The following is a 24,841-nucleotide window of genomic DNA, read 5'->3' as shown; positions in this document are numbered from 1 at the left end:
TTCAAATAAAATTCCATTACCAGCGTTAAGGGTTATCTTTACCACCGAGAAGATTTGAGATATGGGATTACCGCTGAGGATTACTTTTAATGATAAGGATTACGTTTACCAAATAGTAAACAGCCGCCTTATTAACCAAAATACTACTGAACTTGAACTGCTGCTAAACGGCGAGACACTTCAACTTACCAAACAAAACACCATCTGGATCCAGAAGGAAGGCGAGCATGACATACTTGACCCGCAATTTGTGCAGGCCTTGGGCAGGTCGGTATCGTTAAGGTTGAGGATGTAAGATTCTTATACAGCTTCATTCTCTCCACGAGTCATTACAAGGTACGAAGCAATCTCTTTAGGACAATTTTACGCATCTAAAACACAGTAAACTTCAGCTTACGCAAACAGAATGCTTGCGCAATTTGGGGTCGAAGTTGAAAACTTCGACGATTAAAAATGAGATAAGATACTCCCCTAAAACATACACGTTTGCTTCCCGCCTTTCGGCGTAAACAAAGTCAAATCATATCCCGGCATTTCGCGGCCGGCCAAGAAGCGTACGCAAGCCATGCGGTATAGTTGATGGATAGATTGGGCGATGTGGCCCTCGCCGCTCATGCGGCGGCCAAACTCGCTGTCGTTAAGGTTACCGCCGTGGCAGGCTTTGATCATATTCAATACTTTTTCAGCCCTATCGGGGAATGCTTTGTTTATCCAATCGGTAAAGATCTCGGCAATGGCGCCATTCAGGCGTACAATAGTAAACCCCGCATCCACCGCGCCACGTTCGGCAGCGGCTTTAATAATGTCGGGGATCTCGTTGCTGTTCAGCCCCGGGATAATGGGCGCTACCATTACCCGGCAGGGGATGCCTTTTTCTGTCAATTTTTGAATAACCGCCAGGCGGCTCATCCCGGTAACGGTGCGTGGCTCCAGTTTTTGCCTTAACGATTCGTTTAGCGTGGTGATAGATACGTTAACATGGGCAAGCCGCATACTGGCCAGTTCGCTTAAAATATCAATATCGCGCAGTACTACGTTATTTTTGGTAATGATGCTTACCGGGTGGCGGTATTTTAAAAACACCTCTAACAATGCACGGGTAATTTTAAGCTTCCGCTCTATAGGTTGGTAGCAATCTGTATTGCCCGATAATATAATGGGTATGGGCGAGTAGCCTTTTTTATTAAAATATTTTTCGAGCAATTCGGCAGCGTTGCGTTTCACGATGATCTTACGCTCAAAATCCAGCCCGGCGCTAAAGCCAAAATATTCGTGGCTGTTGCGGGCGTAGCAATAAATGCAGCCATGCTCGCAGCCCTGGTACGGGTTTATAGAGTGGAAATGACTCAGATCGGGACTATTAGAGATGCTGACGATCTTCTTGGGTGTTTCTTCAAAAAGCTGGGTATGGGTATTTTCAAGGAGTTGTTCGTCCAGCCCCTCAATGTGGTCCAGCACATATTTGTTTTTTAAAAACTTATTGTGGGTGTTTACCTGAGCCCCTCTACCCTTAAAAAAATCATCGTTCTCCGCGTGTGACATAGAAACAAATTTGCTAATTATTTTAGCAAATTACAATTCTATCATGTTATTTTTTATGGCGTATAAAACGAGGCCTACACGGCTTTTTATCTGCAGTTTTTCAAAAAGCTGGTCGCGGTAACCGTCAACTGTGCGCGCACTAATGCACATCTGGTCAGCAATTTCTTTGTAGGTGAGTTCGGTGCCGGCGAGTTTCAGGAACTCAATTTCGCGGCTGTTAAGTTTAACCTGTTCGGTGTGCTTATTAAAATTGTGCACGAGGTGGCGGGTCACAAATTCGGGGTAGTAGAGTTCGCCTTCCGATACTTTTTTTAGCGCCTGCTCAAACTCATGTGGTTCGGCATCTTTAAGTAAATAGCCTTTTACACCCATTTTTACCATGGTGAGCACCTTTTCGGCATCCTCAAACATCGATAAGATGATGATGCAGATCTCCGGGTATTTTTCGCGCAGCCATTGGGCGGTGCTTATGCCATCCATCACGGGCATGTTTATATCTAACAGGATGATATCGGGTTTAAACTTAGGAGAGATCTTGCGGGTAAGTTCTTCACCGTTGGCGGCCTCAAACAAAATTTTATAGCCTGTAAAGCTGCTTATTAACGATACTATCCCACTCCTGAACAGGCGGTGATCATCAACTAAGGCTATGGTGGTTTCCGTTGGCATGAGGGTTTTGTGTAAGGGGGTCAATAGCTATTTTAATGCAACAACCCTTGCCTGGCGCGCTGTCAATAACAGCAGTAGCACCAATTAAGGCAGCCCTGTTCACAATGTTCCTCAGGCCCGAGCCGCTGTTAAGCTGCTCATTTGCCGAAAAACCCTTCCCGTTGTCTTGGATGGTTAAGTTAAATAAATGTTCAAAATAATCCAAACTTACTTTTAGTTGTTTGGCGCCCGAATGTTTAAGCGCGTTGTTAAGGCTTTCCTGAAAAATGCGGAACAATACCAGTTCGCGCTCTTCGCCCAAATTATGGGCATTGCCGCCAATGGCAAGTTCTATTTTAATAATGCCGCTTTTGTTGATGCGCCCAACCTCTATCTCCATGGTTTGTACCAGCCCTATCTGTAGTATGTGTTCGTAACTTAAGCTTTTGGAAAGGTCGCGCAGATCGTTTATTACCTGTGCCACAAGGTTACGGCTTTCGCTTATTTTTTGTTCGGCCTGCTCGCGGGTGGCCTTTGCCGGTATTGCCAGGTTTAGTTTAACAAAAGAGAGCACCTGGGTAACGTTATCGTGAATCTCGCGGCTGATGTGGTTTAGCGTTTGCTCCTGCATCTCTACCTGAGTTTTTAGGAGTTCCTGCTGGAAGCGCGCATGTAATTGCTCTTTATCAACAGAATTTTGATTGTGCTTTCGCTGGTAAAAAAACAAAAAACTAATTATAAATATCCCTAACAGCAAAAGCATGATTGTGCCCGCAATTATCAATATTATTAGTTCTTCGTCCTTATGCATAAAAACGAAATGGTTAAAAAGGAATATAAAATAGCATTTGCAATATTAGCGACTACATGGTGCAAAACAGAGAACTGGTAAATTTTCAGATAAGCCATGTAAGCAAAGGACGAAAAAAACAAAAACTGCCCCAGGCAAAAGAACAGCACCCCGGTATTAAGCCAAAACCCCGGGAGCCTCAATACCTTTAACTCCTTACCTGTAAGGTTCATTAACTCGTAAAAGTACAGGCAGGTTATGGATATCAGTATTGCAAATTGCAGTAAAATAGTAATGGTATCCAGCCCCCAAAAACCTTGTAAAAAAGCCATATTTGCCGCAGAGCAGATAATGGTCAAAACAATAAGGCGCCTTATCCACTCTTTAAACTTCACAGTTTCAATTAAGCCATATACGAAAATACTGTAAAATAAAAAGAAAATAAACAGAGTAATATTGGTGATCCAAAGATTACTCTGTTTAAAAATGAACCAGTTCTCTATCGATCCGTACTCATAGATCAGGATAAAAAACAAGTAGGGAATAAAGTAAATATACCTGGTATGCTTAAGCGCCTTGTATCTTACAACAGATGTTATAAAAGCCAGCAATTCGAAAAACAAATAGGCAGATAAAAGCATATTAAACAGGGCAGGTTAAATCTGGAGGGCAAAGTTTTCCGTTATCAATACCGCCACCATTAATACCGGCAATCATCACTACATCCCCTTCTGCCAGTTTTTGTAAATCTTTAGTTGATAGGACAACCATTAACTTGCCCTCATATTCACCGGGCAGGTGAGCGTCATAGATTTTTTTATCGTGTAAGCCAATATGGATTATAAAATCATCAGAACCGGGGTTTGCGGCAAAAAACTCATCTATGCGGCTTTTTTTGAATGTTATAGTGCGGGTGTCATTTTTTTCGGGTACATGGCCATTTTCGCAATTCATTTTCCTGATGTGCCCCTTTTCTTCAATATAAGAATGTTTAAAATAGTTTTTAGACAAATCAATGATTTGGCCAACTGTTACTTCGTCACCATTGAGTTGTTTATCGGGCGAACGGTCGTTTGAAATTTTTGTAAGCATAGTTTTAAGATTTAAGTGTTTTAAAGTGTTTGTAAATTAAGCTTTAGCTAAGAAATTGGCAAGCAAAAAAATCAGCAATATATTAATCACCTACCGCGCCTACTTTTTTAGACACAAAGTCCGTTTCTTATCATCATCGGTAGATGATATTACTAATTCGCTGTTGGTAATTTTATCAATGTTAGCCACATTGGTTTGGTTATTAGATACAATGGTTAGCTTATTGCCAGATAGGCTCCACTGCCCATTATCGTTATCCATACTGTCATAAGCGGTTCCGTTTTCGTTAAAATTGATGTACTCGCCATCGGTGAAGGTTTCGGTATCACCATCTTCAATAATTTTAACATAAAACCACTTGCCGGTGATCTGGCTTTTAGAAACCGATGACGGGTTTTCGCCGCTTTTTTTACAGCCGGTAAAGGCCAGCGTAAAAGCCGATAATAGCAATAAGATAAATAATAGTTTTTTCATGAGTTTTTAATTATTGTGTGATTGATGTTTATTGTGCAGCTAAGTTATTGAGGATGTAAAAGGTGGCTTACCGTGAAAACACCGTATTTGCACCGCCTAAACACAGGTGAATTAAGGTGTTAAGCCCGTTGATACGCACCTGCCTCAAACAGAGATTTGTAATAAGCAATTACAAACAATTGTGGCCGGGAAAGCCGAAAACGAAACAGAGTAGGCAACACTAATTAATAACATGAAAAACCTTAACTTTTCTAAATTCTTTTTTATCCCTTTGTTATGCGCAGGCTTTGCAGCCAATGCGCAGGACAACAACCTTGCAGGTAGCACACAGCCGGTTGCTTCAACAACTTCGTCTGTGGCGTTTGTAGCTAAGCCGGCAACGGTTAGCCCCCTTATGAGCGAAAAAAACCTTTTCGATCAAAAAATAGCTTTTAAGAATGCGGCATTTGCAGATGGTTCTGCATCAACATTTGGCTTTGGTTTAGAGCCGGAGGTATTGTTGCCGCTTGGCGATTTTAAAAAGGCATCGTCGGTAGGTGTGGGGATCAACTTAAAAGCCCTATACCATTTGAGCGATGCGGGCGCGGTAACAGGCACCATTGGGTACAACTATTTTGTAGCTAAAGAAGATGTAACTTATAAATACTCTGGCATCCCTATTAAAATTGGTTACCTGGCTAAGCTTAGCGATATGTTTTTTGTAGAGCCCCAAATAGGCCTTTACAGCTTACGCGCATCTTTTAAAGATGATGAAGAAGGCGGCATTTCCGCATCAACCACTAATCTTTTATTGGCAGCTAAAGTAGGCATCAACATTGGCGAAAAATCAAACTTGGGTGTTAGCTACAATTACATTAAAGTAACCGGGGGCTCATTCACTTTTGCAGGCCTTAGCTACCTGTTCACTTTCTAAAAATTAATCAAAACCAAACACATAAAACAAAAGATATGAAAACTTTAAAAAGGAGCATTTTTATTAAAAGCCTGCTGCTGATTTTGGTAGTAGCGTTTTTAGGCGGCTGTAAAAAAGACAGCGATGGCGGTAGCGGCGGCGATATGGGTTCAGGCAAAGGTACTTTCACGATAAAGGGTAACCCTTACAGTGGTATGTGCCAATCAGTCCCGGCTACAAGCGGTGTATCGGGTAATATAGATGTAATCATTGCATCACAAAGTGGCGCATCATTTACCATTTATAATATGCCAACTTCAAGCAGTGGCTCAAGTAACGTTTCTAATTTCGATACCGATAATGCAGGTTTCACCGATAAATTGTATGCCATAAGTATAGTAAACCAGTCAGCATCATTTTACTCTTTAAGTGGCTCCGTTACAAAAACCGGCGTTAAATCTTATAAGTTCTCGGTAACTATGATGGACCAAACTACCAACGGGCAAACAACCGCGACCGGTTCCGGCAACTATTAACAACCTCGTTCACACAAATAGCAACGGCGCATGTTTACACCACATGCGCCGTTTTTTGCAAAAGCTACTTTATAAACCTGTATCACAGCTTGCCGATAGGTTTTCATCTCGGCCAAACAAAACGAGGGTTAACAAGGCTTTAAATTCACTCTACAAAAGCATTACTACCCAACCCGGCAAAAAGGGCCTGGTAATTCCTTTTAATGCTCATAACAACAAATTCATTATCCTATCAGATCAGCATAAGGGTGCGCGAGATGGCGCGGATATATTTGCCAAATCGGCTAAAAATTACCTGGCCGCGCTGGATCATTACTACAAAGAGGATTTCATTTACATAAACCTTGGCGACAGCGAAGAGTTATGGGAAAACCTGTTTGTGACCGTTAAGCGCCACAATAAAGCCACGTTTGAAAAAGAGAAACAGTTTATTAATGATGACCGGTTTGTGAAGATCTTTGGCAACCACGACTTATATTGGGGGAACGACCCCCTTGCTGTTGTTAGCCTGTTCCAGATCTACGGGCGCGCTATCCGGGTTTATGAGGGTGCGGTTTTGCAAACTACAGTAAAAGGGAAGCCCCTCGAAGTTTTTATGACCCACGGCCACCAGGGCGATTTGCAGAGCGATGGTAACTGGTTCAGTAAATGGTTCGTGTCTAATGTATGGGGGCCGTTGCAGGGATACCTTCGCAATAACCCCAACACACCGGCGTACAGTAATCAGCTAAAAACAGACCATAACCGCATTATGTACGAATGGAGCAGCCAGCGCAAGAATATGCTGCTGATAACCGGGCATACGCACCAGCCGGTGTTTAAATCGTTAACGCAACTGGAGATCCTTTACATAGGTTTAGATAATGCCAAAAAAGCCAATGATACCACAAAGGCTACTGAAATTGAAAAGAGGATAACTGCCCTGCACCTGCAAGGTAATAGCCAGCCAGATTTTAACGGTTACCTGGATACTTACTTTAACACGGGCTGTTGCTGCTTTAACGACGGCGATATCACCGGGATAGAAATAGCCGATGGCTGCATCCGCCTCATTAAATGGGCTTACTACAAAAAGGTTAGCGAAAGGATTGTATTGGAGGAAAGCAGGTTGGAAGATTTGAAATTGTTATCATAAAAACGTGATACTTCGCTCCTGGTTGATGCAAAAGATGCGAAGTATCGAGTTTCTACAAGAGTACCTACCCATCCAGCAAAAACACAAACAACTCTTTTGGCCCGTGGGCGCCAAGTACCAGTGTTTTCTCAATATCGGCAGTGCGGCTTGGGCCGGTAACGTGGGTAATCATGGATGGCAGGCGGTTGCCGTATTTCTCTTTTAATAGTTTAAACCCGTCTTTAAGATCGAGCACCATTTGAGAAGTGTAGGCCAGCACAATATGCACCGGCGGGTATATGCTTAGCCTGCGGCCGGCGGCATCGCCATTAGAGAGCAATACAGTGCCGTTGCGGGCTATTAGAGCCTCGCAAAGGGTAAAGCCAACCTCGGCTTTGTCAAAGTCCTTATCGGTTTCAAAAAAAGGGTATTCGTAAGTATTTAGGATCTCCTGCAGTTTGGGTTCCCAACAGTAAATTTTATGCCATTTGCGTTCTTCGGCAAGTTCAAGCAGGTTCTCTATGAATTGTACATCATCCTCACAAAAAACAAACTGGCCACTAACTGCGGTAAATTCTTCTGCAAATAAAACCTCCAACATTTCCTCGTTGGGCGGATACATGGGCAGGTCTTCCAGGTTGGGGTAGGGATTGTCGCGTTTCTCTAAAAGCGCTTTACGTACCTTTTTTAAAAGCTTTTCTTTTGATGTAGTGATATCCCTCATTAGTATTCAAAAGTAATAAGTATAAAATAAAAAATCGCAAGCCTTATCCACAAATGCGGACCAAAGACTTGCGATCTTAAATAATATAAACCCCTTATTGTTTATTTTCTGAAGATGGTTCTTTGGGTACATCTATCATAGAAAGTTCGGGTTTGATCAGCTTATCGGGGATAGCATTGTTATCCTGTACCAATTCCGGCTCGCCATTTACAAACTTATCGTAAGCCGTACGGTGCTCAAACGGGCGTTTACCCAGTATATCTTCCAGATCTGACTGGAATAAAACTTCTTTTTCTAACAATTTCATGGCAACGTTTTCGAGGCCTTCGCGGTGTTTGTTCAGCAGGTCTTTAGTACGTGCGTAAACCGACTCGACAAGGTTACGTACCTCGGCATCTATTAACTCGGCGGTAGCGTCAGAGTATGGTTTAACAAACTGGCTTTCGCCCTGCGGGTCGTAAAATGATAGGTTGCCAACCTTTTCGTTCATACCATAAATCTTAACCATACCATAAGCAAGGCGGGTAATACGTTCCAGATCGCTAAGCGCGCCGGTAGTTATTTTACCAAAAATGATATCTTCTGCAACCCTTCCACCCATAGATAGTGTCATGTCATCAATCAGTTCCTCTTTGGCAACCAGGAACCGCTCATTTGGCAGGTACTGCGCGTAACCTAAAGCGGCAACACCACGCGGAACGATTGATACTTTAACCAAAGGATCGGTATGCTCCAGGAACCAGCCTGCAATAGCATGCCCGGCTTCGTGGTAGGCAACCACGCGCTTTTCTTCGGGAGAGATAAGGGTATTCCTTTTTTCAAGTCCACCAATAACACGGTCAATAGCATCCTGAAAATCTTTCATATCAACTGCTTCCTTGTTTTTACGGGCGGCAATTAACGCGGCCTCGTTACAAACATTGGCAATTTCTGCACCGGCAAAACCAGGTGTTTGGGCAGATAGTTTTTTAGGATCAACCCCTTCTGCCAGTTTTATTGGCTTTAGGTGTACTTTAAAGATCTGCTCACGGCCAATCAAGTCGGGTTTGTCGATAGATACCTGCCTGTCGAAACGCCCCGGGCGCATTAGCGCGCTATCCAGTACATCGGGGCGGTTGGTAGCAGCAAGTATGATAATACCAGAGTCGGTACCGAAACCATCCATCTCAACCAATAACTGGTTTAGGGTGTTTTCGCGTTCGTCGTTACCGCCCATCATGTTGTTTTTACCACGGGCGCGGCCAATAGCATCAATCTCATCAATAAAAATGATACATGGTGCTTTTTCCTTTGCCTGTTTAAACAAGTCACGAACACGTGATGCTCCTACGCCCACAAACATCTCCACAAAATCAGACCCTGAAAGGGAGAAGAAAGGAACTTGTGCTTCGCCAGCCACAGCTTTGGCCAATAACGTTTTACCTGTACCCGGCGAACCTACCAGCAACGCGCCTTTAGGAATTTTACCACCCAGATTGGTGTATTTTTTAGGGTTTTTAAGAAAATCAACAATCTCCATCACCTCTTGTTTAGCTTCTTCCAGGCCGGCAACATCGTTAAACGTTACTGATACCTGGGCTTCTTTATCAAACAAGGTAGCTTTTGATTTACCAATGTTAAAGATCTGGCCACCGGCGCCACCGCCCGCACCGCCGCCCATGCGGCGCATAATAAACAACCATACGCCAACAAGCAGTATAGCCATTATCACACATTGTACAAGCCAGTTGCTCAACAGGCTTTCTTTACCCTGCTGGTATTCTATAGCAATTTTGTTAGCGTCAGGAATGTCTTTTTGTGCTGCCGCTACAGATTGTTTTAAGCTTTCGTATGATGCATCCGTAAAATTATACTGCGGTTCGTTTGCCGCTATACCTAAACTGCGCTGTGCTTTGTTGGCATCAGCATATTCAGATTTGCCAACACTGCCTTTTTTAATAAAAACCTCGGCCGTTATCAGGTCGCCATTTTTGTAAGCAATAATTTTTTCAACATCACCGTTGCGCAGCATTTGGCTGCTAAACCTTTGAAAATCGATGGTTTTGCCGCTGTTACCACTCATTAAAGTAGGCACAACCAATATTCCTATAATAGCAATGGCGTAAAGCCACATCAGGTTAAATTTAGGCGGCTTCGGCGTAACTTTTTTATTCGGAACCTTGCGTAAAGGTTTCTGGGATTCTTTTTTATCGTTAATTTCCATGTTCTACAAGCTCAACTTATAAATAATAGTTTAAAAGGGTATTGTTTTCCAGCGCTTTTGTTTAAGCGCTTTTGTAGCTTTTTATTTCAGCATCACCCCATAGGTCTTCAACACCATAAAACTCGCGTTTATCGGTCCTGAAGATGTGTATGACAACGTCTACATAATCCAGTAGTATCCATTCGCCATGCTCTAGTCCCTCTTTCCTCCAGGGGTCCTGTTGCATAACTTTATAAATTTCTTCTTCAACACTATTTGCAATTGCTTTTACTTGTGTGGTAGAATCGGCGTGGCAAATTACAAAGTAGTCTGTTACCGAACTGTTGATATTACGGAGATCGAGCCTTACCAGATCATTGCCTTTTTTTTCCTGCATGCCGTGGATGGCAAGTTCAGAAATATAGGTAGATTCATTTATCACTTTACTTTTTACCATTAAAAAGATTTAGTTTTGGTCAATTTTGGGTTTAATAATATTATACTTTGCAAAATAACATATTTTCAGGATTATTTGTTGGACAAAACTTAGTGTCACTAAAAGAAGTTGACTCTACAAACACATTTCTCAAAGATATCTTGTCAAATTCCAAGCCAGTACCTGAGGGAACGGTCATTATGGCAGAAGACCAATTTGCCGGCCGCGGGCAGCGTGATAACACCTGGCACGCCGAACCCGGCAAAAATTTAACTTTCAGTATTCTTTTAAATCCCACTTTTTTATCGGCACAGCAGCAGTTTGACCTTACCCGCGCCATTAGCATGGGTGTATATGACGCTTTGTACCCCCTTTTGCGTGACAGCCTAAAGATAAAATGGCCAAATGATATTTATTATGGCGATGCAAAGCTTGGCGGCATGCTGATAGAGAACATTTTGCAGGGCAGCCAGATCAAGCACTCGGTTATAGGTATTGGATTGAATATAAATCAGCAAAACTTCCCGCAGGGGGCGGTTAATGCTACATCTATCAGCAAGATATTACAAAGGGATTATGAATTAAAAAATATATTAGCTGAAATTTGTAACCATATTGAGGCTTATTACCTACACCTTAAGGCCGGCCGGGTTGATTTTGTAAGAAATTTATATTTAAGCCGACTATATTGGTTAAACGAACAGCACGCGTTTAAGTCGAACGGGGAGATTTTTGAAGGTATTATAAAAAGCGTTGAGCCTGCCGGGATGTTGGTTATTGAAAAAAACGGTAAGGACGAAACATACAATTTAAAGGAAATAGAATTTTTAAATAAACCATAATGAGAAAATTACTTTTAGCGGTTACCGCATTAATGATCACTTTTGCCGCCAAGGCACAGGTAGAATCGCACGTGAGATGGTCATACGCGGCCAAAAAAACCAGTGCTACCGAAGCCGTTGTTTTAATAAAAGCCACTATTGACAAAGGCTGGCACATTTACTCGCAAACCGTTAAAGAAGGCGGCCCGATAAAAACCAGCTTTACCTTTGCGCCATCAAAAGAATATGCTATAGTTGGTACACCGAGCGAGCCAAAACCCATTACCCATTTCGAAAAGGTGTTTAACATGAATGTGGGCTATTTTGAGAACTCGGTTATATTCCAACAAAAAATTAAATTAAAATCGCCAAAGGCTTCTGCTGTTAAAGGCAAGCTGGAGTTTATGACCTGTAACGATTCCAAATGTCTTCCACCAGACGAGGTTGAGTTTTCTATCCCGTTAGGTAAATAATATTTAAGATAAGACAAATGACTTCAGCTACCCCGCTCGGCTCTTTTAAGTACGCGCTCCTATTTTTAGTTATCCTGTTTTCTTTTGTGGCCCTAACACCACAGCAAGCCAAAGCGCAAACTGCCGACACCGTGTTTACAAACGATGTGGAGTTTACGGATGTACCGTCGGCATCGCAGCAAATCATCGCTAATAAGAAAAAAGCAGACTCGCTTGATAAAGTAAAAGGGGATTCAGCAAAAACATCGGTTGCGGATACAAATACCACATTAAAAGACGAGGCTGCAACTGAGGCGTCTGCCAGCCTTTGGCAGTTGTTCATTATTGGCTTTTTAGGAGGTTTCGCTGCATTTTTACTGCCATGTGTTTACCCAATGCTGCCTTTAACGGTTAGCTTTTTCACAAAAAGGGGGGGCACAAGGGCTAACGCGATATGGCAATCTTGCCTGTATGGCTTATCCATCATATTTATATATGTGGTTTTTGGCTTGCTGATCACCATCATTTTTGGCCCGGCAGCATTGAACGGCCTGGCTACTAACGGCATCTTCAATTTCTTTTTCTTTTTGATGCTGATCGTGTTCGGGGCTTCATTCCTGGGGGCGTTTGAAATCACGCTGCCAAGCTCGTTAGCCAACAAGCTGGATGCAAACTCTGATAAAGGCGGCCTTGCCGGCATCTTCTTTATGGCGGCTACATTGGTAGTGGTTTCTTTTTCATGTACTGGGCCTGCTATAGGTGGTGTACTATCAAGCGCTTTTACAAAAGGCGACAGGCTTGGGCCGGCGGTGGTGATGTTCGGCTTTTCGTTAGCAATTGCGTTACCGTTCACCATATTCGCCATGTTCCCATCGGCGCTTAAAAGCCTGCCAAAGTCTGGCGGCTGGTTAAACAGCGTTAAGGTTATTTTGGGTTTTATAGAGATCGCCTTTGCTTTAAAATTCTTATCGAACGTAGACCTTGCCTACCACTGGAACCTGATTGACCGCGAGGTTGTGTTATCGTTGTGGATAGCCATTGGCATATTAATGAGCTTATACCTCATAGGTAAGATCAAATTCTCGCATGATAGCGATGTGCAGCACTTAACTGTTACACGTACTTTTATTGCTATGGGTATGTTTGCCTTCACTGTTTACATGATCCCCGGCCTTTGGGGCGCGCCTTTAAAAGCCATTAGCGCGTTACTGCCGCCTTTGAGTACGCAGGATTTTGATATATCCGGTGGTGGTGGTACAGCTGTTGCAACACCGGCGAATACATCAAGCATCAAAATAAAAAAATACGAAGAGTTATTTAAACGCCTGCCAAAGGTAAAAGGGCTGGACGAATGGTACGATTACGACCAGGCCATACAGCTTTCGAAAGAATTGCATAAACCCATCCTGATTGATTTTACCGGATGGAACTGTGTTAATTGCCGCGAAATGGAGCAAAATGTATTGCCCAACCCGGAAGTGCTTAAGCGCCTGCAAAACGAATTTGTGATATTACAGATGGTAATTGATGATAAAACAGAATTACCAAAAGCAGAACAGTACACTTCACCTGTGCAACAAAAGGAGATAACCACATTGGGCGGTAAATGGCTCGATCTGGAGATATCTAAGTACGACACAAACGCACAGCCCTACTACGTGATCATTAACGAAAAGGGCAAAGCCCTGGTTAAACCGATAGGCGCAACAAACATTGAAAGTTTTGTAAAATACCTCGATAGTGGTATTGCTGCTTACAAAAAATAGGCAGGCACTAAAAAAATTAATGTAAATTCGCGGAACTTTACCAAAATGATGTAGCTAACCTACAGGGTTTTTGTAAAGTTCTTTTTTTTTCACTTATAAAGCGACAGCGCCTTTTAAAATGACGCAGATCAAAAACATTGGAGTTTTTACATCAGGTGGTGATGCACCGGGTATGAACGCCGCTATCAGGGCGGTAGTACGCTCCGCAATCTATTATGGCATTGAAGTTACCGGTATCCGCAGGGGGTACGAGGGGATGATAAATGGCGAGTTTTTTGCCATGGACAGGAAATCTGTTTCTAACATCATTCAGCGCGGCGGTACTATTCTTAAAACAGCCCGCAGTGAGCAATTCAGGACTGTTGAAGGCCGCAAATTGGCTTACGATCAATTAATAAAACATGGTGTTGATGCCCTTGTGGGCATAGGCGGCGACGGTACTTTTACCGGTGCGCATATTTTTGGCGAAGAATACGATTTCCCTATCGTTGGTTTACCCGGTACTATTGATAACGACCTTTTTGGTACCGATTTTACCATTGGTTACGATACGGCCATTAATACGGTTATTGACGCTGTTGATAAGATCCGCGATACTGCAGAATCTCACGACCGTGTGTTTATTGTAGAAGTAATGGGCCGCGATTCGGGTTTAATTGCCCTGCGTACAGGTATTGCATCGGGCGCAGAGGCCATTGTGATCCCCGAAAGTAAAACCAATATCGATGCCCTTTGCGAACGCCTTGAACATGGCCGTAAAGACAAGCTATCGAAAATTGTTATTGTTGCCGAGGGTGACGATGCCGGTGGTGCGTTCGAGATAGGTAGGCATGTTAAGGAGCGTTTCCCACATTACGATACCAGGGTTTCTATCCTTGGTCACATTCAGCGTGGTGGCCGCCCGTCATGCCAGGACAGGGTATTAGCAAGCCGTGTTGGCGTTGCTGCTGTTGAAGCATTAAAAGATGGGCACCGTAACGAAATGATTGGCGTTATCCACAACGAAATTTCATACACTCCGTTTGAGCATGCCTGCAAGCATAACGTGGAAATTAACCCCGACTTTTTAAAGATAGTAGAGATACTGGCGATTTAAGGTTGGACTGATATACAAGATAACAGCCGCTCAATTTAAGCGGCCGTTATCTTTAAAGCGCAAAATGAGCTTGTAAAGCTGCTAATCCCTCCGGGCCACTTCTCATTCCTACCGCACCCGTCCCAAGGAGGAATTGATGCATTGCTCCGCTTTCGGCAAGTTTAAAACCTTCACCTAATTAATTATAAGCCTTTTAAATATAAATAATAATTTATACCTTTGCATCCCCGCAGAAAGAACTCCGGGGACAATGTTGAATACATAAAAACAAAAGAATGGCAACTAAAATTAGACTGCAAAGACACGGTAAAAAAGGTAAGCCCTTTTATTACATCGTAGTAGCAGATGCCCGTGCTCCAAGAGACGGTCGTTTTATTGAGCGTGTAGGTTCATACAACCCTAACACAAACCCGGCTACAATTGATATCAACTTCGAGAAAACGCTTGAGTGGGTAAACAATGGCGCACAACCAACAGACACTTGCCGTGCAATACTATCTTACAAAGGCGTATTATACAAAAAACACTTACAAGGTGGTGTTAAAAAAGGTGCTTTAACCGAAGAGCAGGCAGAAACTAAATTTGCTGAGTGGTTAGACCAAAAAGACGGTAAAATAACAGGTAAAAAATCAAACCTTAACGCTGCAAAAGACGAAGCCCGTAAATTGGCTTTAATTGCTGAAGCGAAAAAGAAAGAAGATAAAGCTGCAGCTATTGCTGCTAAAAATGCTCCTGTTGCCGAAGAAGTAGAAGAAGAAGTTTCTGAAGCACCAGCTGAAGAAGAAGCAGCTGCTGATACTGAAGGCGAAGCAGAAAAAGCTGAATAATTATTAGAAAAAGCAAGAAATAAAGAAGCAAGAGACAAGACAAAGCGTCTTGGTTCCTGAATCCGGAGGTCTTGATTCTACAATGGCGAAAGACAAGTGTCTTTCGCCATTGTTATTTAAACGTATTTATATATGACAAACACGGCAGAATATTTTAGGCTTGGCAGCATTTTGAAAACCAAAGGCCTTAAAGGCGAAATGCAGGTTTATATTGATTTTGAGGATGCAGAGGCCATCAAGATTAAATCGCTATTTATAGACATTGCCGGTAAGCTGGTGCCATATTTTGTTAGCTCTATCAAATATTTGCAAAAAAGCCAGGCATATTTAAACCTCGAAGATGTAGATACCATTGAAAAGGCGAGTATGCTGGTGAAAAAGGATATTTACCTGCCAAATAAGGTAAAGCCTAAAAAGAAAAAGGAAGAATTTACACTTAAAGATGTAAAAGGCTTTATTGCGGTTGATGAAAACCATGGCGAACTTGGCGAGATACTGGATGTGGTAGAATATCCGCAGCAATTGATCGCGTCTGTAAATTATAAAAGTAAGGAAGTGTTGTTCCCCCTAAATGTGGATATTATAAAAGGTATTGATGTTGAAAGCGGCGAGATCTATATTGCCCTGCCGGATGGCTTGCTGGATGTTTACTTATCAGAATAGCATTCTTTTAACAACATATTTTAAAGCGCTCATTGTAGCGCTTTTTTTATTTTGAAAAATATTTGTCAAAAATACTTTACAAATATGAATTCACGATTCTTGTTTTCACATTATTATCGAAGTATTGGCTACTTCTGTTTTGTAGCAATTTTACTGTTTGCAATCATTTTTAAAATGTTGCATCCGCATTGTTTTGCACAGGAACTACATCACGACCTTGAGCCGGGTATGAAACTCTCGCATGATATTACCGCACTGCTATTGCTTTTTGGGTTGATATTTATCGCATTTTCTAAAGAAAAAATAGAAGATGAACATATCTCATTTATTAGATTAGAGTCGTTACAATGGGTGGTATATTTAAGTTATTTGAACTGGCCGTTTATGTGATTTTACTAATATCAACGAATTGATACATGTTATCTTAACAGCTGTGTGGGTTCCCCTTATATTTTTTATCATCCGTTTTCGCTGGATGATCTTTCGCCTGAACAAGGATGCAGGAAAAGAAATAATTTAAATAATGACGCATCATGAAAAACACACTGGGTGTAGAACGCGCCATAAAAAATATAACCCAAGCCGACCTGGCAGAGGCCATCGGCGTATCTCGCCAAACCATCAATGCCATCAAGAGTAATAAATTCGTACCATCAACCGTACTATCCCTCAAAATAGCCCGCGTATTTGGCAAACCCGTAGAAGCGATATTTGAACTTGAAGAGGGGGATTAGACAGAGGCCCGGGGGTGGTGGTGGAATTAGGAAGCAAGAGAAAAAGTCTTGGTTCTTGATCCTTTACTCCTGTGTCTAATAAAAGTATCTTTGCTCCATGCGTTTCGATATCATATCTGTTTTGCCCGGCTTGCTGGAAAGCCCGTTCGCCCATTCTATTTTACAGCGCGCCCAAAAAAAGGGGGTGGCCGAAATTGTGGTGCATAACCTGCGCGATTACTCCACAGCAAAACAAAAAAGCGTTGACGATTACCCGTATGGCGGCGGCAGCGGAATGGTGATGACCATACAGCCTTTTGCAGATTGTATTGAAAAATTAAAAAGTGAGCGTGAGTATGACGAGATCATCTTTATGTCGCCAGATGGCGAAACGCTGAACCAGGGAATAGCCAACCAGTTATCCATTAAACAAAACGTAATTATACTTTGCGGACATTATAAGGGGATAGACCAGCGCATCAGGGATATCTATGTTACACGCGAGATCTCTATAGGCGACTATGTGGTCTCGGGTGGCGAACTGCCCGCAGCTGTACTGGTTGATGCCGTGGTGAGGCTGATACCGGGTGTGCTAAGCGATGAGACCTCGGCCCTGTCCGATTCTTTTCAGGATGATATGCTGGATGCCCCCGTTTACACGCGCCCAGCCGATTGGAACGGACATAAGGTACCGGCAATTTTACTAAGCGGCAACACCCCCGAGGTGGAAAAATGGCGTTTTGAACAAGCATTGGAGCGCACTAAAACCCGCCGGCCCGATCTATTGGAGTAAACGGATTTGTGGTTGTATAGTTAAGTGGCGTATAGTTAACCGCCTTAAAACTATTCATATAATTAACCAAAACTCACATGATGTGTGGACAAAAAACAATTTGTGGAAATTTTTAAAATAGGTTTTAAAAATTCAAAAAATATCCTTATAATTGCACTCCGATTTTTACGGGTTAAAAATCGCTTTAAGGGCTAAAAATCATGGATTTAGTAAAATTTGTAGAAGAGCAATCAGTAGTTAAGAATACCTTCCCGTCGTTTAAGGCTGGGGATACTGTTAGCGTGTATTATAAGATCAGAGAAGGTAACAAAGAACGTATCCAACTTTACCAGGGTGTTTGTTTACAACGCAACAGTGTTGGTAACAGCGAAACCTTTACAGTACGTAAAGTTTCTAACGGTATTGGTGTTGAGCGTATATTCCCTATCAACTCTCCAAACATCGATAAAATCGAAGTTAACAGCGTTGGTAAAGTACGCCGCGCTAAATTGTTCTATCTGCGCGCCCTTACCGGTAAAGCAGCTCGTATCAAATCAAAAAGGGTTTAATTATCTTTTCGCCGCAAGGCGGATACCATAAAAAGCATACCAAACCTGCCTGTAATACGGGCGGGTTTTTTTGCGTTGATTGAGATTTTACTCAGAATTGTCATTGTGAGCCTGTTGAACCATTTTTATTGCGACAAAGTAATCCATGTTATTGCGGGGGATGATAATAGCGCAATAATTTAAGAGACTGGCGGATATGTTGAGATTGCCACGCTATCGCTCGCAATGACATGAAGGAACAAAAAAGCCCCGATGTGTTTACACCAGGGCTTTTAAATATATCGAAAATGTTATTTGTTATCAGTTTTCTTAACGGCAGTTTTTGGTTTTGCAGGTACTTTTGCAGCAGGTTTTTTAGCAGCGGCAGGTGCGGGAGCTTTTACTACAACGGGTTGCTCATTCTTTAGATCATGCTCAATTACCAATATCTCTTCGCCATGCCCGTTAGATAGTGGTGTTTCTACATCTGGAATATGGGTGTCTTCTAAAACATCAGATGATACTTCGGTAGTAGTAGCCATGCTGGTTAGTTCGGCTAATATAGTACGGCCACCTTTAACAACCTGGTTAAGCTCCACATTGATCTTAGTACCCAATGGCAGGAACAGATCTACCCTCGACCCAAATTTAATAAAGCCAAACTGCTGGCCTTGCTCAACTACATCGCCTTCTTTAACATACCATACAATGCGGCGTGCAAGCGCGCCGGCTATTTGGCGGAACAATACTTGTACACCTTGGCTGTTCTCGGTTACAACCGTTGTACGCTCGTTCTCGGTAGATGATTTTGGGTGCCATGCCACCAGGTATTTACCCGGGTGGTATTTAAAATACTTTACTACACCACTTATAGGGTTCCGGTTTACATGCACGTTTACGGGCGACATAAATACCGATAGCTGAATCCTCCTGTCTTTCAAAAATTCGGTCTCGTCTGCCTCTTCAATAACAACCACTTTACCATCGGCAGGGCACAAAATATGGTTCTCGCTGGTAGTGATAACAAATTTAGGGTTGCGGAAAAATTGTACGATGGTTACAAACAGTAAAAACGACAGGATGTAAACTATCCATTTTACCGCGTGGGCATCGGAAAAGTAAAATGATATAGCAGCATTAAGTAGTGCTATAACCAGTATGGTTAAGGCAAGTGATGTATATCCTTCTTTATGAAAAGTCATATATAGGCTAATAAGTTTTTACAAAACTAAACATTTACAACAAAGTACAAGTATGTATAAACAATGGGTGCGGCCAATAAAAATCCGTCGAACCTATCCAGCAGGCCGCCATGGCCCGGCAATAAACTGCCCGAATCTTTAATATTTATGCTGCGCTTAAACATCGATTCTACCAAATCACCCAGCGTACCAAAGAACGATATCAGTATCCCTACAGATATCCATTGCTTCCAGTCCAGCTCGGGGAAGTACAGGCTAATGATATAACCCACCCCGCCGCTGATAACCACACCACCAATAAAGCCTTCCCAGGTTTTTTTAGGGGAATGGCGCTCAAATAGTTTGATGCGGCCAAATGCCCGCCCGGTTAAATATGCCCCCGTATCGTTACTCCAAAGCATCAGTAAAAAAGCCAGAGGGAAGTGAAAATTATAGGAGCCTTTGATAAACGCAAGGGCGTGGAAAAAGGTAAATGGAACGGTTACAAAAACTAAACCTAATATGGTATAAGCAATATTGGTTAGCGGCGCCACCGAAATCTTAAAGAGCTCCTGAATAAAAATGGCGCTAAAGCTAAGCGTAAGTAAAAAAAGCAGGCTATGGTAAATTGGCCTGTTGTGGTACACTATCACAGCAAAAAGTGAGTAGATGAAAACCGCGTTTATAAAGCCTGATGTACGATTTGGCTGAATGCCGCTTTTAATATTAAGGCCATAAAACTCGTGCAGGCAAAGCAGGCTTAAGATGAGGTAAAATGCCCCGAAAACGTTATGATCCAATAATACGGACCCGATCATCACTATAATAAAAAAGAAGCCTGTTATGGCGCGTGTCTTCATAAATTTATCTGGTTCAATATCATTATTTCGATAGCATTGCTAAAGTTTTCCTGGTGCACGTAAACTTCAATATCGCCAAATGCCTGGTGAGATGACGCCTGCTTATTAAGCAACACGGCATCAATCTGGTACCCGGTAAGCACCTGCTTCACAATTTCTGACTGATAAAAGTTTGACGATGTAAAAATTTTAACCCAGTTCTTCTCCATTTAATAGGGGCTTTTGCCTGCCCTGTGCTACTTTTTTGTAAACCATCAGCAAATTTATAATAATTATCAGGCTAAACAGGTAGCCTGGTGTGTTAAATACGTTGGTTTTGTCGGGGTTTAATGTAATAAGGTTTTTTTGATATAGGTAAGTGCTTATCACCGCTGTTGCATTATTTAAGAAATGCCCCCAAACCGCAGGCCAAATGCTGCCGCTGTAGGCTACAAAATAACCGAATATTGCGCCTAACAATGTACGCGGAAAAAAGCCATAAAATTCCATATGGAAAGCGCTGAAAAGCACGGCGACTACCCAGATAGCTATGTGCGTGTTTTTGGTCCATTTTTTAAATATGGTTTGCAGTACACCACGAAACATAAACTCCTCGGCAACGGCAGTTAAAAACCCTATCAGCAATACATTTTTTATACAATCCCATATCGAATCCATTTTAAGGATGGCTTCGGTAACGCGGCGTGCACTTTCTTCGCTGTCTTTCATCCATTTCTCTAAGCCACCAAGCCATTTTGGCAAAATCATCTGCTGGTTTACATTACTTAAAAACTCTATTAAAGGCATTGTTAAAGCCATTATAAAAAAGGCTATGACAAACAGCAGCCAGGGGAAACGAAAAGTAGGTTTAATATAATCGTTAGTATCCCTTACAATCCATTTTGCAAAAACAACCGGTGCCAAAAAGATCGGGATTGTGGTGGTAACCACCTGTAAAATGTATAAGGCATTTATACTTTGCGGGTGGCTAAAGTTTAGCTTGGCTATATCCAATAATATGTCTATTCCGTACATGGCGGCTATCATCCCAAAGCCTAAAAGGTTGCCAGCTAAAAATATCCCTCCAAAAACAGCCACAAAAAGCAAGAACTGTTTTGCCGGGGACATTTGATTTACAGGGCTTTTCATCATATTGCTTAATATTTCGTAAATTTGCAGGGTTAAATATAAGCATGTCTGTACAAATAGGAAATATTGATTTAGGGGAATTCCCGCTGTTGCTGGCACCGATGGAGGACGTGAGCGATCCGCCATTTCGTTATGTGTGTAAGCAAAACGGCGCGGATATGATGTACACCGAGTTTATTTCATCAGAAGGATTGATCCGCGATGCCGCCAAAAGCCGCCAAAAACTCGACATTTTTGAGTACGAGCGCCCGATAGGCATCCAAATCTTCGGCAGCGATATCGACCACATGCGCGAGGCTACCGAAATAGCATCACTTGCAGGCCCCGACCTGATGGATATAAATTACGGCTGCCCTGTTAAACAGGTGGCATGCCGTGGTGCAGGCGCAAGTCTTTTGCAGGATATTGATAAAATGGTAGCCATGACAAAAGCGGTTGTAAATGCCACTCATTTGCCTGTTACCGTTAAAACCCGCTTAGGCTGGGACGATAACACCAAAAACATTTACGAAGTTGCCGAACGCCTGCAGGATGTAGGTATAAAGGCACTAACCATACATGGCCGTACCCGTTCGCAAATGTACAAAGGTGTTGCCGACTGGACGCTGATCCACGATATTAAAAAGAACCCACGCATCAAGATCCCGATCTTTGGGAATGGTGATATAGATTCCCCCGAGAAAGCTGCCGAATGGCGTACGCAATTTGAGGTGGATGGCATGATGATTGGCCGTGCGGCTATAGGTTACCCGTGGATCTTCCGCGAGATAAAGCACTATTTTAAAACTGGTGAACACTTGGACAAACCAACCATTGCCGAGCGTATTGAGGTTTGCAAAACCCACCTCGAAAAATCAATGGAGTGGAAAGGTCCGCGTACTGGCATTTTTGAAATGCGCCGCCATTACAGTAACTATTTTAAAGGCGTGCCCGATTTTAAGGAGTACCGCATGAAACTTGTAACCGCGGCAACCGTAGAAGAAATTATGGATATATTGGATCAGGTAGACAAAAAATATGCTTTTGAAATGGCGTAATATTTGTATACATGCTATATATTTGAAATATAACGAAGACAATAAGAAATGACCACTATCATAACTGAAGGTGTTAAGGTTTCAGTGGAAACAATTTATCAGCCCGAATATTCTAACCCGATGAACGATCACTTTATGTTTGCCTACAGGGTGAGTATAGAGAATATGGGCAATTATGCCGTACGTTTGGTAAGCCGCCACTGGTACATTTTCGATTCTAATGGCGCAAAGCGCGAAGTTGAGGGCGAAGGTGTAGTAGGGCAACAGCCCATTATAGAGCCAGGCAGTTCACACGAATATGTAAGCGGCTGCAATCTAAAAACCGATATGGGCAGCATGAAAGGCGAATACCAAATGGAGCGCCTTTTGGATAATTCCGTATTTAACGTACAGATCCCGGAGTTTTATTTAATTGCGCCTTACAGGCTGAATTAAGAGAAGCAAGATTTTAAGATTCAAGAACTAAGATATACGGCCCCAGTAGTGTTTTTGGGTGCTTTTTTGAAATTAAATTCGACGATGCCAGATAACGTTTGCTGTTGTGCCGTTTATAGCTTTAACCCGTCCGGTATTAAAGCCGCTATCAAACCTGTCGTAATAAGTAACTGTGGTATTACCAACGCTTTTTAGCTTGCCTATCATTCTATTAAGATCAAACCGGTCATATTAGGTGATTTTGTTTTGCCAAGTAATTCATCCCGGTCAAACTGGTTATAATAAGTAATGGTAACGCCGCTTAACTATTTTACTTTACCCTTAAGCTCGTCCTGGTCGAAATTGTCGTAGTATTCAACATTGAGGTTGGTGATGCTATTAAAGTGGATGTCTTGTCCGTCATCGTCAACATAAAATATACGGCTATCGTAACCTTGCATAATCCGGCTCAATCTAAATTGTTAACCCATTTGCCTTGAAGTGGATTGAAGGTATATAGGCATTACTGCCCGTAACCCTTACATTTAGGTGATAGTTGTCCTGCGCGCGGCATAATAAGCGGATAATTACTAATAAGGAGGATAAAAGCGCGCGTTTAAAAGGCATTTTGTACAAGGTTTAGTTGCTTTATTTATTTATAAGATTAAAATCTTAGTACAGGGTTTAAGAGTACAGTAAATTTTTATACGCCGTAGCCCACTAAAAACAAGAGGCTGCCCTAAGGCAGCCTCTTCTAAACAACAATCAAACTATCAGATTATTCTGCCTTTTGAAAAAGCTGGCCGGCCATCTTGTGGAGGCATATGCAATACGTTGTAATGCAAAATCAATAGAACGATCAATTGTATTACGCAGGCCTTGCCCGTAACGCTACAAACAATTTATTTATTTTTAAAGGTTGAAGGATTAATTTTTACATTTGAATTGATGTCAAACAACTTCTCTTACTGGGAGCGTGCCGCGTTTATTGATAATGCCGATGTCATCATTATCGGTAGTGGCATTGTGGGCCTTAGTGCAGCCCTGCATTTAAAAACCCGTGAGGCCAATTTAAAAGTATTGGTATTAGAGCGTGGTTTTTTACCAAGCGGTGCAAGCACTAAAAATGCGGGTTTTGCCTGTTTCGGGACAGTCTCTGAACATTTAGAGGCCCTGAAACATACATCCGAAGAAGACGTTGCCCGACTTGCTAATTACAAATGGCGGGGTTTGCAACGCCTGCGCCAAAACCTTGGCGATGCCAATATCGATTACCAGCAGCATGGAGGTTACGAGTTGTTCATGACCGGCGAAGAAGCACACGCAGAGAAAGCTATTGACAACATTTCCCGCCTAAATAATTTATTAAAACCCGCTATCGATGGGCATAACATTTATACGGCTGCTGATGCAAAAATAGCAGGTTTTGGTTTTAACGGCGTTAGCCGGATGATCTACAATGCTTTTGAGGGGCAGATACATACAGGTAAAATGATGCGGGCGCTGCTTAATAAATGTTATCAAAAGGATATAATTGTTTTGAATGGATGTGAGATCTCAGCCATTTATAATAACGGAGATCATATTGACCTGACATCTCCGCAGGGGAACTTTACGGCTAAAAAGGTGATCATGGCAACCAACGCCTTTGCCAAACAACTTTACCCCGAACTGAAAGTTACCCCGGGCCGCGGGCAGGTGTTGATTTCGAAACCGATCCCTGGCTTAAAATTAAAGGGCACATACCATTTCCAAAGCGGATATTATTACTTCCGCAATATAGATGGCCGGGTGCTTTTTGGCGGCGGTCGCAACCTTGATTTTGCTGCTGAAGAAACGCCTGAATTTGGCCATACGGATGCCGTAAAACAAAAACTAACCAAATATTTGAACCAGGTTATCCTACCCGGCCAAAATGTGGAAATAGATTACTGGTGGAGCGGCATTATGGGGTTTAATGAAGAAATAAGCCCAATTGTAAAGCGGCTTGAGCCGAACATGTTTTGCGCTGTGCGCTGCAATGGTATGGGCGTAGCCATGGGTAGTTTGGTGGGAGAGGAAGTGGCGGAGTTGGCTTTAAGATAAAATTAGATCTCAAGCCGTAAAAAAAATGATCGTAAATTAGAATATATT

31 protein-coding genes and 1 pseudogene are annotated in these 24,841 nt (G+C 42.4%); 17 read left to right on the top strand and 15 right to left on the bottom strand.

Going from position 1 to position 24,841, the window contains the following annotated elements; genetic code table 11:
• Window positions 1-61 precede the first annotated feature (61 nt).
• Window positions 62-295 (top strand): hypothetical protein, encoded by a 234-nt coding sequence (locus tag NAF17_RS14335; RefSeq protein ID WP_252758691.1) that lies wholly within the window; start codon window positions 62-64, stop codon window positions 293-295.
• A 176-nt stretch (window positions 296-471) separates the two neighbouring features.
• Here the strand turns inward: NAF17_RS14335 and NAF17_RS14330 are convergent, their stop codons facing one another.
• From NAF17_RS14330 to NAF17_RS14305, 6 genes are all read right to left on the bottom strand, one after another.
• Window positions 472-1,542 (bottom strand): PA0069 family radical SAM protein, encoded by a 1,071-nt coding sequence (locus NAF17_RS14330; RefSeq protein ID WP_252758690.1) that lies wholly within the window; start codon window positions 1,540-1,542, stop codon window positions 472-474.
• A 30-nt stretch (window positions 1,543-1,572) separates the two neighbouring features.
• A complete protein-coding gene (locus NAF17_RS14325) occupies window positions 1,573-2,211 on the bottom strand; it encodes a response regulator transcription factor (protein ID WP_252758689.1) in 639 nt (212 codons plus the stop codon).
• Window positions 2,180-2,953 (bottom strand): sensor histidine kinase, encoded by a 774-nt coding sequence (locus NAF17_RS14320; RefSeq protein WP_252758688.1) that lies wholly within the window; start codon window positions 2,951-2,953, stop codon window positions 2,180-2,182. The genes NAF17_RS14325 and NAF17_RS14320 overlap by 32 nt, the downstream gene beginning before the upstream one ends.
• Before the next feature lie 26 nt (window positions 2,954-2,979).
• On the bottom strand, window positions 2,980-3,621 hold the full coding sequence (locus tag NAF17_RS14315) for a hypothetical protein (protein ID WP_252758687.1): 642 nt from the start codon (window positions 3,619-3,621) through the stop codon (window positions 2,980-2,982).
• A gap of 1 nt (window position 3,622) precedes the next feature.
• Window positions 3,623-4,072 (bottom strand): hypothetical protein, encoded by a 450-nt coding sequence (locus NAF17_RS14310; RefSeq protein ID WP_252758686.1) that lies wholly within the window; start codon window positions 4,070-4,072, stop codon window positions 3,623-3,625.
• Between the two features lie 99 nt (window positions 4,073-4,171).
• Window positions 4,172-4,546 carry a lipocalin-like domain-containing protein gene (locus NAF17_RS14305; RefSeq protein ID WP_252758685.1) on the bottom strand — a complete coding sequence of 125 codons (375 nt, stop codon included), beginning with the start codon at window positions 4,544-4,546 and terminating at the stop codon, window positions 4,172-4,174.
• A 232-nt stretch (window positions 4,547-4,778) separates the two neighbouring features.
• Between NAF17_RS14305 and NAF17_RS14300 the strand changes: the two genes are divergently transcribed.
• The 3 genes from NAF17_RS14300 to NAF17_RS14290 are packed head-to-tail and all read left to right on the top strand — an operon-like array spanning window position 4,779 to window position 7,109.
• Window positions 4,779-5,459: a porin family protein gene (locus tag NAF17_RS14300; protein WP_252758684.1), complete on the top strand. Its 681-nt coding sequence runs from the start codon at window positions 4,779-4,781 to the stop codon at window positions 5,457-5,459.
• Window positions 5,460-5,494: 35 nt separating this feature from the next.
• On the top strand, window positions 5,495-5,974 hold the full coding sequence (locus tag NAF17_RS14295; RefSeq protein WP_252758683.1) for a hypothetical protein: 480 nt from the start codon (window positions 5,495-5,497) through the stop codon (window positions 5,972-5,974).
• A 43-nt stretch (window positions 5,975-6,017) separates the two neighbouring features.
• A complete protein-coding gene (locus tag NAF17_RS14290) occupies window positions 6,018-7,109 on the top strand; it encodes a metallophosphoesterase (protein WP_252758682.1) in 1,092 nt (363 codons plus the stop codon).
• A 64-nt stretch (window positions 7,110-7,173) separates the two neighbouring features.
• Here NAF17_RS14290 and NAF17_RS14285 read toward each other — a convergent pair whose 3' ends face one another.
• The 3 genes from NAF17_RS14285 to rsfS all read right to left on the bottom strand — a co-directional run bounded on the left by NAF17_RS14285 (window position 7,174) and on the right by rsfS (window position 10,451).
• Window positions 7,174-7,812 carry a LutC/YkgG family protein gene (locus NAF17_RS14285; protein ID WP_252758681.1) on the bottom strand — a complete coding sequence of 213 codons (639 nt, stop codon included), beginning with the start codon at window positions 7,810-7,812 and terminating at the stop codon, window positions 7,174-7,176.
• A gap of 94 nt (window positions 7,813-7,906) precedes the next feature.
• A complete protein-coding gene (ftsH, locus tag NAF17_RS14280) occupies window positions 7,907-10,015 on the bottom strand; it encodes an ATP-dependent zinc metalloprotease FtsH (protein ID WP_252758680.1) in 2,109 nt (702 codons plus the stop codon).
• Window positions 10,016-10,076: 61 nt separating this feature from the next.
• The gene (gene rsfS / locus NAF17_RS14275; protein ID WP_252758679.1) at window positions 10,077-10,451 is read right to left on the bottom strand and encodes a ribosome silencing factor; all 375 of its coding nucleotides are present in this window, start codon (window positions 10,449-10,451) and stop codon (window positions 10,077-10,079) included.
• Between the two features lie 92 nt (window positions 10,452-10,543).
• Between rsfS and NAF17_RS14270 the strand changes: the two genes are divergently transcribed.
• The 10 genes from NAF17_RS14270 (at window position 10,544) to rplS (ending at window position 18,109) form a co-directional block, all read left to right on the top strand.
• Entirely contained in the window at window positions 10,544-11,272 is a 729-nt protein-coding gene (locus NAF17_RS14270; protein ID WP_252758678.1) for a biotin--[acetyl-CoA-carboxylase] ligase, read from the top strand.
• Window positions 11,272-11,724 (top strand): protein-disulfide reductase DsbD N-terminal domain-containing protein, encoded by a 453-nt coding sequence (locus NAF17_RS14265; protein WP_252758677.1) that lies wholly within the window; start codon window positions 11,272-11,274, stop codon window positions 11,722-11,724. Before NAF17_RS14270 ends, NAF17_RS14265 begins: the two co-directional genes overlap by 1 nt.
• A gap of 17 nt (window positions 11,725-11,741) precedes the next feature.
• Window positions 11,742-13,469, top strand: coding sequence for a protein-disulfide reductase DsbD family protein (locus NAF17_RS14260; protein WP_252758676.1), 1,728 nt, complete (start codon window positions 11,742-11,744; stop codon window positions 13,467-13,469).
• 118 nt (window positions 13,470-13,587) lie between these two features.
• Complete coding sequence (pfkA, locus tag NAF17_RS14255; RefSeq protein ID WP_252758675.1) at window positions 13,588-14,565, top strand: 6-phosphofructokinase; 978 nt, start codon at window positions 13,588-13,590, stop codon at window positions 14,563-14,565.
• 275 nt (window positions 14,566-14,840) lie between these two features.
• On the top strand, window positions 14,841-15,392 hold the full coding sequence (locus tag NAF17_RS14250) for a 30S ribosomal protein S16 (RefSeq protein WP_252758674.1): 552 nt from the start codon (window positions 14,841-14,843) through the stop codon (window positions 15,390-15,392).
• A gap of 132 nt (window positions 15,393-15,524) precedes the next feature.
• Window positions 15,525-16,055 (top strand): ribosome maturation factor RimM, encoded by a 531-nt coding sequence (rimM, locus tag NAF17_RS14245; protein ID WP_252758673.1) that lies wholly within the window; start codon window positions 15,525-15,527, stop codon window positions 16,053-16,055.
• A gap of 174 nt (window positions 16,056-16,229) precedes the next feature.
• On the top strand, window positions 16,230-16,445 hold the full coding sequence (locus NAF17_RS14240; RefSeq protein ID WP_252758672.1) for a hypothetical protein: 216 nt from the start codon (window positions 16,230-16,232) through the stop codon (window positions 16,443-16,445).
• A 143-nt stretch (window positions 16,446-16,588) separates the two neighbouring features.
• Window positions 16,589-16,789 (top strand): helix-turn-helix transcriptional regulator, encoded by a 201-nt coding sequence (locus NAF17_RS14235; RefSeq protein WP_252758671.1) that lies wholly within the window; start codon window positions 16,589-16,591, stop codon window positions 16,787-16,789.
• A 97-nt stretch (window positions 16,790-16,886) separates the two neighbouring features.
• On the top strand, window positions 16,887-17,561 hold the full coding sequence (gene trmD / locus NAF17_RS14230) for a tRNA (guanosine(37)-N1)-methyltransferase TrmD (RefSeq protein ID WP_252758670.1): 675 nt from the start codon (window positions 16,887-16,889) through the stop codon (window positions 17,559-17,561).
• Window positions 17,562-17,761: 200 nt separating this feature from the next.
• On the top strand, window positions 17,762-18,109 hold the full coding sequence (gene rplS, locus NAF17_RS14225) for a 50S ribosomal protein L19 (RefSeq protein WP_256474527.1): 348 nt from the start codon (window positions 17,762-17,764) through the stop codon (window positions 18,107-18,109).
• Window positions 18,110-18,636: 527 nt separating this feature from the next.
• On the opposite strand, the pseudogene NAF17_RS14220 reads toward rplS, so the two are convergent.
• The 4 genes and pseudogenes from NAF17_RS14220 to NAF17_RS14205 all read right to left on the bottom strand — a co-directional run.
• Window positions 18,637-19,290 (bottom strand): annotated as a pseudogene (locus NAF17_RS14220) (phosphatidylserine decarboxylase family protein); the annotation flags it as partial.
• 26 nt (window positions 19,291-19,316) lie between these two features.
• A complete protein-coding gene (locus NAF17_RS14215; protein ID WP_252758669.1) occupies window positions 19,317-20,129 on the bottom strand; it encodes a phosphatidate cytidylyltransferase in 813 nt (270 codons plus the stop codon).
• Window positions 20,126-20,338 carry a hypothetical protein gene (locus NAF17_RS14210; protein WP_252758668.1) on the bottom strand — a complete coding sequence of 71 codons (213 nt, stop codon included), beginning with the start codon at window positions 20,336-20,338 and terminating at the stop codon, window positions 20,126-20,128. The genes NAF17_RS14215 and NAF17_RS14210 overlap by 4 nt, the downstream gene beginning before the upstream one ends.
• Window positions 20,319-21,260 carry a CPBP family intramembrane glutamic endopeptidase gene (locus tag NAF17_RS14205; RefSeq protein ID WP_252758667.1) on the bottom strand — a complete coding sequence of 314 codons (942 nt, stop codon included), beginning with the start codon at window positions 21,258-21,260 and terminating at the stop codon, window positions 20,319-20,321. The genes NAF17_RS14210 and NAF17_RS14205 overlap by 20 nt, the downstream gene beginning before the upstream one ends.
• A gap of 41 nt (window positions 21,261-21,301) precedes the next feature.
• Between NAF17_RS14205 and dusB the strand changes: the two genes are divergently transcribed.
• On the top strand, window positions 21,302-22,294 hold the full coding sequence (gene dusB / locus NAF17_RS14200) for a tRNA dihydrouridine synthase DusB (RefSeq protein ID WP_252758666.1): 993 nt from the start codon (window positions 21,302-21,304) through the stop codon (window positions 22,292-22,294).
• Window positions 22,295-22,342: 48 nt separating this feature from the next.
• Window positions 22,343-22,729, top strand: a complete 387-nt coding sequence (apaG, locus tag NAF17_RS14195; RefSeq protein WP_252758665.1) for a Co2+/Mg2+ efflux facilitator ApaG/CorD — start codon at window positions 22,343-22,345, stop codon at window positions 22,727-22,729.
• Between the two features lie 72 nt (window positions 22,730-22,801).
• Here apaG and NAF17_RS18160 read toward each other — a convergent pair whose 3' ends face one another.
• Together NAF17_RS18160 and NAF17_RS18155 are read right to left on the bottom strand one after the other, a co-directional pair.
• The gene (locus NAF17_RS18160; RefSeq protein WP_256474526.1) at window positions 22,802-22,936 is read right to left on the bottom strand and encodes a P-loop NTPase family protein; all 135 of its coding nucleotides are present in this window, start codon (window positions 22,934-22,936) and stop codon (window positions 22,802-22,804) included.
• Between the two features lie 98 nt (window positions 22,937-23,034).
• Window positions 23,035-23,169 carry a hypothetical protein gene (locus tag NAF17_RS18155; protein ID WP_256474525.1) on the bottom strand — a complete coding sequence of 45 codons (135 nt, stop codon included), beginning with the start codon at window positions 23,167-23,169 and terminating at the stop codon, window positions 23,035-23,037.
• A gap of 487 nt (window positions 23,170-23,656) precedes the next feature.
• Here NAF17_RS18155 and NAF17_RS14190 point away from each other — a divergent pair, with 487 nt between their 5' ends.
• Complete coding sequence (locus NAF17_RS14190; protein WP_252758664.1) at window positions 23,657-24,793, top strand: NAD(P)/FAD-dependent oxidoreductase; 1,137 nt, start codon at window positions 23,657-23,659, stop codon at window positions 24,791-24,793.
• Window positions 24,794-24,841 lie beyond the last annotated feature (48 nt).

The organism is Mucilaginibacter aurantiaciroseus (assembly GCF_024055595.1).
Taxonomy (GTDB): Bacteria; Bacteroidota; Bacteroidia; order Sphingobacteriales; family Sphingobacteriaceae; genus Mucilaginibacter; species Mucilaginibacter aurantiaciroseus.
Note: the sequence above shows the minus strand (reverse complement) of the source record. Positions and strands in the feature narration are given on the sequence as shown.

Excerpts from the sequence above, each read along its gene's own strand:
- apaG (WP_252758665.1), top strand. The coding sequence starts at position 22,343 with ATGACCACTATCATAACTGAAGGTGTTAAGGTTTCAGTGGAAACAATT.
- NAF17_RS14210 (WP_252758668.1), bottom strand. The coding sequence starts at position 20,338 with ATGGAGAAGAACTGGGTTAAAATTTTTACATCGTCAAACTTTTATCAG.
- rimM (WP_252758673.1), top strand. The coding sequence starts at position 15,525 with ATGACAAACACGGCAGAATATTTTAGGCTTGGCAGCATTTTGAAAACC.
- NAF17_RS14310 (WP_252758686.1), bottom strand. The coding sequence starts at position 4,072 with ATGCTTACAAAAATTTCAAACGACCGTTCGCCCGATAAACAACTCAAT.
- dusB (WP_252758666.1), top strand. The coding sequence starts at position 21,302 with ATGTCTGTACAAATAGGAAATATTGATTTAGGGGAATTCCCGCTGTTG.
- NAF17_RS14320 (WP_252758688.1), bottom strand. The coding sequence starts at position 2,953 with ATGCTTTTGCTGTTAGGGATATTTATAATTAGTTTTTTGTTTTTTTAC.
- NAF17_RS18160 (WP_256474526.1), bottom strand. The coding sequence starts at position 22,936 with ATGATAGGCAAGCTAAAAAGCGTTGGTAATACCACAGTTACTTATTAC.
- rsfS (WP_252758679.1), bottom strand. The coding sequence starts at position 10,451 with ATGGTAAAAAGTAAAGTGATAAATGAATCTACCTATATTTCTGAACTT.
- ftsH (WP_252758680.1), bottom strand. The coding sequence starts at position 10,015 with ATGGAAATTAACGATAAAAAAGAATCCCAGAAACCTTTACGCAAGGTT.
- NAF17_RS14330 (WP_252758690.1), bottom strand. The coding sequence starts at position 1,542 with ATGTCACACGCGGAGAACGATGATTTTTTTAAGGGTAGAGGGGCTCAG.
- NAF17_RS14290 (WP_252758682.1), top strand. The coding sequence starts at position 6,018 with ATGCGCCGTTTTTTGCAAAAGCTACTTTATAAACCTGTATCACAGCTT.
- NAF17_RS14215 (WP_252758669.1), bottom strand. The coding sequence starts at position 20,129 with ATGAAGACACGCGCCATAACAGGCTTCTTTTTTATTATAGTGATGATC.
- trmD (WP_252758670.1), top strand. The coding sequence starts at position 16,887 with ATGCGTTTCGATATCATATCTGTTTTGCCCGGCTTGCTGGAAAGCCCG.
- rplS (WP_256474527.1), top strand. The coding sequence starts at position 17,762 with ATGGATTTAGTAAAATTTGTAGAAGAGCAATCAGTAGTTAAGAATACC.
- NAF17_RS14260 (WP_252758676.1), top strand. The coding sequence starts at position 11,742 with ATGACTTCAGCTACCCCGCTCGGCTCTTTTAAGTACGCGCTCCTATTT.
- NAF17_RS14305 (WP_252758685.1), bottom strand. The coding sequence starts at position 4,546 with ATGAAAAAACTATTATTTATCTTATTGCTATTATCGGCTTTTACGCTG.
- NAF17_RS14205 (WP_252758667.1), bottom strand. The coding sequence starts at position 21,260 with ATGATGAAAAGCCCTGTAAATCAAATGTCCCCGGCAAAACAGTTCTTG.
- NAF17_RS14295 (WP_252758683.1), top strand. The coding sequence starts at position 5,495 with ATGAAAACTTTAAAAAGGAGCATTTTTATTAAAAGCCTGCTGCTGATT.
- NAF17_RS14315 (WP_252758687.1), bottom strand. The coding sequence starts at position 3,621 with ATGCTTTTATCTGCCTATTTGTTTTTCGAATTGCTGGCTTTTATAACA.
- NAF17_RS14285 (WP_252758681.1), bottom strand. The coding sequence starts at position 7,812 with ATGAGGGATATCACTACATCAAAAGAAAAGCTTTTAAAAAAGGTACGT.
- NAF17_RS14250 (WP_252758674.1), top strand. The coding sequence starts at position 14,841 with ATGGCAACTAAAATTAGACTGCAAAGACACGGTAAAAAAGGTAAGCCC.
- NAF17_RS14190 (WP_252758664.1), top strand. The coding sequence starts at position 23,657 with ATGTCAAACAACTTCTCTTACTGGGAGCGTGCCGCGTTTATTGATAAT.
- NAF17_RS14240 (WP_252758672.1), top strand. The coding sequence starts at position 16,230 with ATGTTGCATCCGCATTGTTTTGCACAGGAACTACATCACGACCTTGAG.
- NAF17_RS14235 (WP_252758671.1), top strand. The coding sequence starts at position 16,589 with ATGAAAAACACACTGGGTGTAGAACGCGCCATAAAAAATATAACCCAA.
- NAF17_RS14265 (WP_252758677.1), top strand. The coding sequence starts at position 11,272 with ATGAGAAAATTACTTTTAGCGGTTACCGCATTAATGATCACTTTTGCC.
- NAF17_RS14300 (WP_252758684.1), top strand. The coding sequence starts at position 4,779 with ATGAAAAACCTTAACTTTTCTAAATTCTTTTTTATCCCTTTGTTATGC.
- NAF17_RS14335 (WP_252758691.1), top strand. The coding sequence starts at position 62 with ATGGGATTACCGCTGAGGATTACTTTTAATGATAAGGATTACGTTTAC.
- NAF17_RS18155 (WP_256474525.1), bottom strand. The coding sequence starts at position 23,169 with ATGCAAGGTTACGATAGCCGTATATTTTATGTTGACGATGACGGACAA.
- NAF17_RS14325 (WP_252758689.1), bottom strand. The coding sequence starts at position 2,211 with ATGCCAACGGAAACCACCATAGCCTTAGTTGATGATCACCGCCTGTTC.
- pfkA (WP_252758675.1), top strand. The coding sequence starts at position 13,588 with ATGACGCAGATCAAAAACATTGGAGTTTTTACATCAGGTGGTGATGCA.